Source organism: Ruegeria sp. BF7 (assembly GCF_056538605.1).
The window spans coordinates 1-7,718 of the sequence record NZ_JBQFTM010000034.1; the positions used below are offsets into that span (position 1 = coordinate 1).

The following is a 7,718-nucleotide window of genomic DNA, read 5'->3' on the forward strand; positions in this document are numbered from 1 at the left end:
TCTGTCCCTTTCAACAATTCAAAGAACTGCTCGCATAACAAAGCAGGACCGATGTATTTCTCTGAACTTCGGTAAACTTCGCAACAGAACCGTGGTCGTGACCGTGGCCCAACCGTCCGCATGACCAGCCAGAACCAAGGCGATACTGAAAACGATAAGACCCTACGCGTCATCAATTACAACCACACCCTTCAGCGTTTCAGTGAAACTGTTGGTTGTTCCAGATTGTTTGATCACATCGGTCATTGCAGCCGGAGCTGTTGACGTGGCTGTTGCGGCCAACACCAACGCCAACCCAGAGGGCAGCCCAATTGCTGTCAATCCGACAGACGCAATAACGACGGTCGCAACCACAATCGAAATCGCCAGAATAGCTCGACCATGGCTTGCCAAGTTCTCCCGCGTCAAAGACCCCCAAGAAGAAACGCGACCATCGTCAAGGCCACAATGGACACTTCATCGAACCACATCAACCTCGTGCGGGATCAGCCCCATTCCGGCGTTCCCGGCGATCAGACCGAGGAAAAGTAAGTTTGTAACCCGAGGAAGATGCGTGGCCCGGCCAAGCTGATCGACCGCCAATCCGGCGAGGAAAAGAAAACCAAGGGTGATCAGAAAGCCGGCAACGTCCATAGATAACCAAGCGTTAAGTACTTGCTGTGAATAGTGTCACTCCAATCTAGCCTACCAGAAAACAATGTCTGAGGGAATGCGGGCGATTCACCTTGGGTTCATTCAAATAGCTTAAAAATAAGGGATTTTGATCTGTATTAAGGCGGAGTTTCTCAGCAGACGGTACAATTGCGAATTCAGGGAATGAGGAGGAACTTTCTATGTCGACCAAGAAGTCTAACTCAAACCACCGAGCCAGTCTTATGTGCGTATTCAAGCAAATTCAGCCGCCAATTGCCGGCAATCCGGCCTTTGGCGCTCAGATTGAACAGTTCTGGGATGCACAAGAGAAAATGCTAACAGAAACAGAGGCTTTTGCACAGCATTGGTTCGAACGACGGCATGAGGCGGTTCGAACGGCGCTGCAAGCGGCGCGCACTGTGTCGTCGTCGAACCCGTCTGATCCCTCGAAAGCCCTTCAGAGTATGTCGGAATGGCAGCGCCACTCGACTGAGCGGTTGGTCGCGGACGCTCAGGAATGGTTCGAAACCGTGTCCCGCTGTGCGGCATATGTTGCTGAAACCGAAGCTGAGGCTGTAGAGAAAACAGTCGATGATGTTGCGGCCGCGGCAAAGACTGTGGGTAAATCCTCGAAGTCTGAACCTGTTTAGGGTTCCTTCCGCAGCGGATACCAGAATGAAGGCCCAGGAGCCTTAGAAAGGAGTTCGTATGTACAAGAACATCCTGATCCCTGTTGCATTGGACCAAGACCACGACACGCGAGCATCTTTTCAGGCTGCGCGCCAATTGGCCGATGCAGACACCGTATTCACCGTCGTGCACGTTCAGGAGCCGATTCCGGCATATGTCGGGTCTCAGATTCCAAGCGGAGTACTTGCGAATACGCGGCATGAGATTTTGGAAAACCTGAATAAGAGTGCCTCTGAAATCCCGGGCGCGGAGGTTCGGCTTATCTCTGGGCATGCGGGTAGGGCTATCGTCGATTTCGCAGATGAGAACGATGTCGATTGCATCGTTTTGGCTTCACACAAGCCAGGTTTCGGGGACATTTTTCTTGGCTCTACTGCAAACCGAGTTGTGCATCACGCTAAGTGCTCGGTGCATGTGATCCGCTGAAGCGTCATCGGCGGCTTCAGCCTGTTTTGCCGAGTTTGCGTTTGTAGGTTCGACGGTGAGTTTGTCGGGCCGCCGTATCGAGGGTCTTGCGTTGCATCAAGCCCGGCTCCCATGACCACGTGCCGAGATGCCATTGGTCTGAGCCGTAGTTTCGCGTCAGTGCATGTGTGTGAAGCGGTGATGACCTAATGCTGACCTAAATCGAAAGGTGGGGACTCTCGAATAAGATCGAATGGTCGCCCAAAAGGAACAACATCATGACGCTTGCAATGGTTTTCAGGGGTAGTGGTCGCACGCTTCATCCTGAAGGTATCGAACTCCCGCCACCAGACGAGCAAGAAATTCTGATCAAGGTCGAAGCATGTGGTGTCTGCCGGACTGATCTGCATGTTGTGGATGGGGATCTCAAGCATCCTAAACTTCCATTGGTTCCTGGCCATGAAGTTGTCGGACGGATTCTGAAAAAAGGTGATGGCGTGACCGGTTTCGAAACTGGGCAGCGGGTTGGAGTGCCCTGGCTTGGATCCACCTGCGGACGGTGTCGATACTGCCGAGACGAGCAGGAAAACCTCTGCGATGCCCCAGTCTTTACAGGATACACGAAAAACGGTGGTTTCGCGGAAGCGTGCCTGGCCGATGCTCGATTTGTCTTTGCGTTGCCGGAGACAGCTGATCCGGTCGCGCTCGCGCCTCTATTGTGCGCTGGACTTATCGGATTTCGCTGTCTTCGAATGGCGGAAGATGCAAAAGATATTGGGTTCTATGGGTTTGGAGCGGCCGCACATATCCTGGCGCAACTTGCGATTTGGCAGGGCCGAAGTGTTTATGCGCTGACCAGACCTGGCGACAATGAGGCCCAAGCCTTTGCTCGAGATCTGGGGGCGGCGTGGGCCGGCGGTTCCGATGAACAGCCTCCGGTGGATTTGGACGCCGCGATCATTTTTGCACCCGTAGGATCACTTGTACCAACGGCGTTACGTGCTGTGCGAAAGGGCGGCCGCGTCGTTTGCGGCGGTATTCACATGAGTGATATCCCCTCATTTCCCTATAGTGACCTTTGGGGAGAACGGCATGTCCTTTCTGTGGCAAACCTCACCCGACAGGATGGCGAAGAGTTCTTCGCGGTTGTCGAAGGGGCTGGTATCAAACCGCAAACGCACGCCTACGCACTGAATGATGCCAACCAAGCTCTATCGGATCTGCGAGACGGGCGCTTACAAGGTGCCGCGGTTTTGGTTCCCTGAACGGGCATTCAAAAGAAAGGACCATATTGTCGGTTTAAACGCTGCTGTTGGGATTGGTTTGGGTGCAGTTAACGGCATTGTCCGAAACGTCACTTGGCAGTCGCGTGACAGCAAGCTGACACATTATCGCGTTTTCTCTTCAAATTCTCACTTTCTTGCTAGAAAATCGAGCTGGACACACTGATTTCAACTCAGCACTCTTAAGATTTGCAAGCGAGTATCTTCAATTGAGCAAGAGGTTTTGCACAGAGTCCATGCAATAGGGTTTGATTGCCTTTTCAGCTGCATCTCCAGAACTCTCGGGGTAGCGTCTGACGCCGATTTGCCGCGATTTAGAATTCGGCGGCTTAATTCTTCCGGCGCTGCATCTAACCAGATGCCATCAAAGCGAATGCCAATATCTCGCGCCGCCCGTTCGATGTCATTTCGTCGGTCAGGACGGTCAAAAACCGCATCGACAACTACAGGGCACCCGGCCTTCAACAGTGCGGTGGCGCGACGCGCCATCGTACCATAAACCTTGTCCGAAACACTCGGTCGATAAGCGCTTTCAGGTAGTTTGGTATTTGGATCGACACCAAACATTGCTTTGCGTGTCCGATCACTTTCTATCAATCTTGCACCGGGAGTAGCCCCAATCACAGGAGCAATTACACTGGATATAGTCGACTTGCCACTGCCACTAAGACCGCCAATCGCCACCAGGCGCGGTTTCGTGGTTTTCAGCAGGGTTGTTGCCAGGTCATAGTAACTATGTGCCTCCCGCTTCTTCGCAAGGGCGGCTTCGTTTTCGGAGTCCTCGGATTGCGTTGCGAGTACATGCGCTCGCACGGCTGCACGAAGAGCAATAAAGAAGGTTAGACAAGGAAAGCCGTCTTCTTCCTCCGAACAATCCATGTATTGGTTCACGACGAGGTTCGCGAGAAGCCTCAGGTTCCTGTGCCACAGGTCCATGGCCAGAAAAGCCAAATCATAGAGAACGTCTACAGTTGCCAGCTGATCGTTGAAATCTATGCAATCAAACAGTCTCGGACGCCCCGCGAACATGCAGATATTTCGTAGGTGAAGGTCGCCATGGCAGCGCTTAATGCACCCACGCGCGGATCTTTTCTCAAGAGTTGCAGCCATCCTTTTCAATTGCAGGCGAAAAGCTTCATCGATTTGGTCAATTTCGGCATCTGAAAACACTGTGCTCTGTTTAAATCCGGCCTGGTTTATGTCTAAGACCGCTTTGACATTATCGACTCCACCGGTTTGGATTTTTTTCGCCACAACATGGGCTTCTGCGATTGTTTTGGCTAAGTTGCTCAGGATGCTCGGTGTCAACTTTCCTCGCAAAGCCATTTGGTCCAGAATAGCTTCTTGCTCAAAGCGCGCCATCTCGACAACCGCGTCGACGACGTCCCCAGAGCCATCAAATCTCAGCTTTGATCCACAACGTTTAATACGGCGAACCCCAAGGTAGATGTCTGGCGACGTAGCCTTGTTAAGCCTCAACTCTTTGTCACAGGCAACAGAGCGAATTTCCGCAGTTGAGAAATCCGCATATGGCAACCGGACTGCCTTCTTAAGCTTGAAGGCTCGATCCCCGGCAAGAAACACAGTGGAGATGTGGGTTTCGATGACGTGAATCGGCCCGTCAACGGAGTAGGTAGCGGGGTCTGAAAGGAATGCCATCACTTCGCTTTGGTCTTCGACTATCATCTTAGGCGCTTATCGACCGAAAAATTAGTGCGCTTCCAATATACTACAGAAAACATTCACCCAATTTGAGATGCATCAAGGGCTGAATAAAACCAGTGTTCTTCAATTCACAAAGTGTCAAATACCATTGCACGCAAACCGATAGGCTATTCAAAGCGGCCTCTACGCGTCACAACCCGTTAGTTCACCCGACCAACCTAGTTGGCCACGATTAGCATCAGGCATTCGGTGCTCTTCCCTCCAAGCCCGAGTTCCACGGATCACGTAAACTTAGTATTTGGTACGATGCACGACCCTGTTCGCAGTCGAGCGGAGGAAAATATCCTCGAAACCCGGCTCTTACCGTTTAGTACCGCCAAGAAAAGCAAACCAATAGGCCAGGGCCACTCCTCCCGCCCCGCCGACAATGTTGCCAAGAGTGACCCACAATAGGTTGGCAGCCGCGGCGAAAATCGGCACAGTTGCCCCCGCTGCCCAGCCCTGCGGGAAGAAGAACATGTTCGCAATCGAGTGCTCGAGCCCCAGCAGCACAAATGCTGTGACGGGCCATAATACAGCCAGGACCTTGCCGGCGACGCTGCGGGCGGCGAAAGACAGCCATACGGCCAGGCAAACCAGCCCGTTGCACAATGCGCCACGGGCGAAGGCCTCCATCGGTTCCAACCCTGCTTTGGCATTGGCGATCCCCACTGCGGTGCTGCCCATCGGCCCCTCGAGCAGGCCGGTCAGGGCGAAGGCAAATGCAAGCCCGACGGCACCTGCGAAGTTTCCGGCGTAGACGATGCCCCAGCTTCGGAACAGCAGCCGCAGCGGTATCTTGCGGTCGACCGCTGCGATCACCATCAAAACATTACCAGTAAACAACTCTGCCCCACCTGCGATCACCAGGATAAGGCCTAAAGAAAATACTGCTCCACCCAGAACGCGGATCGGCCCTGCAGCGCTGTCTGCTCCTGTGACCGCCATCGTATAGGCCGCTGCGCCAAACCCTATGAATGCTCCGGCTAGCATCGCAAGAACGAGCATGGGTGCCACTGGCAATTTTGCCTTTGCGACTCCAGCAGTCTCAACTAACGTCGCGATTTCAGCGGGTTTGTGAGCATCGAACGGGGCCGGTGTCTTCATGTGGGGCTCCATAGTGTGCACGGATCTAAATAGCAGGGGTTCACAGCATGTCTTCTGACCTGGAACTGATGCGCAAAAAACGGGAAGCTCACTCGTGGTTAGGGTAATGTCGCCTAACACAGTTTGGTGCGCGGTCATGTCCACAGGCACCCATGAGCCCTAATTCAGCCCCCGCTTTCATGCCACCGATTTCAAGTAGTGTAAGTATGTTTCCATTTACACCGTCGGGAATTCAGCGTCACGGAGTAGCCATCGAATCTTAGTTCTGTCACAAGGCTTCAATGCAGAGCTTTGGGATCGTCATCGTTTTTGCGCCGATTGGGACTAAGTTTAAAAACTAGGCGACAGTTAATACCGCACAAGTGGCATTACGACTGATGCCTTGAGAGGTGCTCCCTTGAATTAGGCTACCAATGCTACCCAATCCGCGGCGGCCCGTCACAATCAGGTCAGCTGTGCATTGCTCGGCGCATGCGATGATCTCGTCGACCGGATCACCGCGTTGGTTATGCGTTTGAGAAACCGCCTGATTATACTCTTCGGCAATCTCTTTACCCGCGGAAATGATCTTGTCTGCTGCCTGCTGCACCTCTTCGTCTGAAGGCATTGTCGTGACGGCGTGATAACCAGCAACCGCGCCCATTGCGAACGCCACGGTTTGCGGCTGAGGTGTATGAACTAGGTGAATTTGGGAGCCATATTTGCCTGAGATATCACAGGCAACGCGCAGTGCTGCTTCTGACGCCTCCGATCCATCCAAGCCAACCACGATCGTTTTGAACATATCGCGCTACCTCCTTAATGAGGGTTTAGTATGGGTGAACTTGCGCCAACTAGCTTTGACTCAAATCAACACTTTTCGCTGCAACTTCCAGCGCAGTCGTCCGTCCATTTCCAGAGGATCCATGGTACCTTAACCAACCTTTTAGATTCGTTGGGTTTGCAAGCGGGTCATGCCAAAGGAATGTGTCGCAAACTGGCTCTGTCGCAAACTCTGGTGTCGATCACAGCTATCGCATTGGCAGGCGGTTGTTACTCAGCTAGGTCTGCAAATTGACGGAATCCGTTTGTCGAAGGTTCCAGCTGACCCTTGCGGATCATGTTTGCGGTCTCGATTCCTGCGAGTGTCGCTGCAGCAGAGGCGGACCTCTTGAAGCCGAGCATCGGCCTCGTGAGCCGCTTGATGAACCGGTGATCCTGCTCAATGATGTTGTTTAAGTATTTTGATCTGACAGTGTCGATCTTAACCGGTATCCGCAATCGCTTGAAGATTTTGTTGATCTCTTTGATCCCGGCCGCATTGCTCCTGCTTTTGTCGATGGTGATACGTTTCGGGATGCCATTGTTGAGCAATGCGTTGGCGAAGAACTTCTTTGCCGCTTTCGTATCTCGCTTCTTAGAAAGCATGAAATCAAGGGTTTGACCGTCACGATCGACGGCCCGGTACAGATAGACCCATTCATCGCGAACCTTTACATAGGTTTCGTCCATGCGCCAAGAATCTGCTGTCTTGGTCTTCCTTTTCTGAGCCGCGCGAGCGGCCAGGGGCGAATACTTCACGACCCAGCGGTTCAGCGTCGCATGATCAACGGGCACACCACGTTCCGCCATGATCTCTTCCAGGTCACGGTACGAGACGCCGTACCGAACGTAGAAATAGACCGCGAACAGGATCACAGATTGTGGAAAATGTGCACCTTTGAAGTCGATCACCGGAGATTCGCAAACAGTATTGCAGACCAAGCACCAGTTGGATCAAACCGCGCGAAGGTGCAACAGGCCGACCAAAGTTTGCGACAGAGCCCGGCAAGACACTTGGCTTCATGCTTTCACGACGTCGAAACAAACCAGCCGCCACCAAGTTCTTCGTTCGAATGCTTGAATGCAATGGCCTTC

Annotated in this window: 8 protein-coding genes and 1 pseudogene; 4 read left to right on the plus strand and 5 right to left on the minus strand. The window is 52.9% G+C overall.

Translation table 11 applies throughout. From position 1 onward, the window contains the following. Positions 1–456 precede the first annotated feature (456 nt). On the minus strand, positions 457–633 hold the full coding sequence (locus ACR0IK_RS24030; RefSeq protein ID WP_480643641.1) for a hypothetical protein: 177 nt from the start codon (positions 631–633) through the stop codon (positions 457–459). 200 nt (positions 634–833) lie between these two features. Here ACR0IK_RS24030 and ACR0IK_RS24035 point away from each other — a divergent pair, with 200 nt between their 5' ends. From ACR0IK_RS24035 to ACR0IK_RS24045, 3 genes are all read left to right on the plus strand, one after another. Then, positions 834–1,283: a phasin family protein gene (locus ACR0IK_RS24035; RefSeq protein ID WP_480643642.1), complete on the plus strand. Its 450-nt coding sequence runs from the start codon at positions 834–836 to the stop codon at positions 1,281–1,283. 58 nt (positions 1,284–1,341) lie between these two features. Then, positions 1,342–1,749, plus strand: coding sequence for a universal stress protein (locus ACR0IK_RS24040; RefSeq protein ID WP_480643643.1), 408 nt, complete (start codon positions 1,342–1,344; stop codon positions 1,747–1,749). Between the two features lie 257 nt (positions 1,750–2,006). Continuing rightward, on the plus strand, positions 2,007–2,993 hold the full coding sequence (locus tag ACR0IK_RS24045) for a zinc-dependent alcohol dehydrogenase family protein (protein ID WP_480643644.1): 987 nt from the start codon (positions 2,007–2,009) through the stop codon (positions 2,991–2,993). A 186-nt stretch (positions 2,994–3,179) separates the two neighbouring features. Here ACR0IK_RS24045 and ACR0IK_RS24050 read toward each other — a convergent pair whose 3' ends face one another. From ACR0IK_RS24050 to ACR0IK_RS24065, 4 genes are all read right to left on the minus strand, one after another. Next, on the minus strand, positions 3,180–4,697 hold the full coding sequence (locus ACR0IK_RS24050) for a bifunctional aminoglycoside phosphotransferase/ATP-binding protein (RefSeq protein WP_480643645.1): 1,518 nt from the start codon (positions 4,695–4,697) through the stop codon (positions 3,180–3,182). A gap of 339 nt (positions 4,698–5,036) precedes the next feature. Continuing rightward, positions 5,037–5,822 carry a formate/nitrite transporter family protein gene (locus tag ACR0IK_RS24055; protein WP_480643646.1) on the minus strand — a complete coding sequence of 262 codons (786 nt, stop codon included), beginning with the start codon at positions 5,820–5,822 and terminating at the stop codon, positions 5,037–5,039. Positions 5,823–6,159: 337 nt separating this feature from the next. Beyond that, on the minus strand, positions 6,160–6,606 hold the full coding sequence (locus tag ACR0IK_RS24060) for a universal stress protein (protein ID WP_480643647.1): 447 nt from the start codon (positions 6,604–6,606) through the stop codon (positions 6,160–6,162). Positions 6,607–6,854: 248 nt separating this feature from the next. Further along, positions 6,855–7,535, minus strand: coding sequence for an IS6 family transposase (locus ACR0IK_RS24065; RefSeq protein WP_480643648.1), 681 nt, complete (start codon positions 7,533–7,535; stop codon positions 6,855–6,857). Between the two features lie 92 nt (positions 7,536–7,627). Between ACR0IK_RS24065 and ACR0IK_RS24070 the strand changes: the two are divergent. Continuing rightward, a pseudogene (locus ACR0IK_RS24070) lies at positions 7,628–7,718 on the plus strand (IS6 family transposase); the annotation flags it as partial.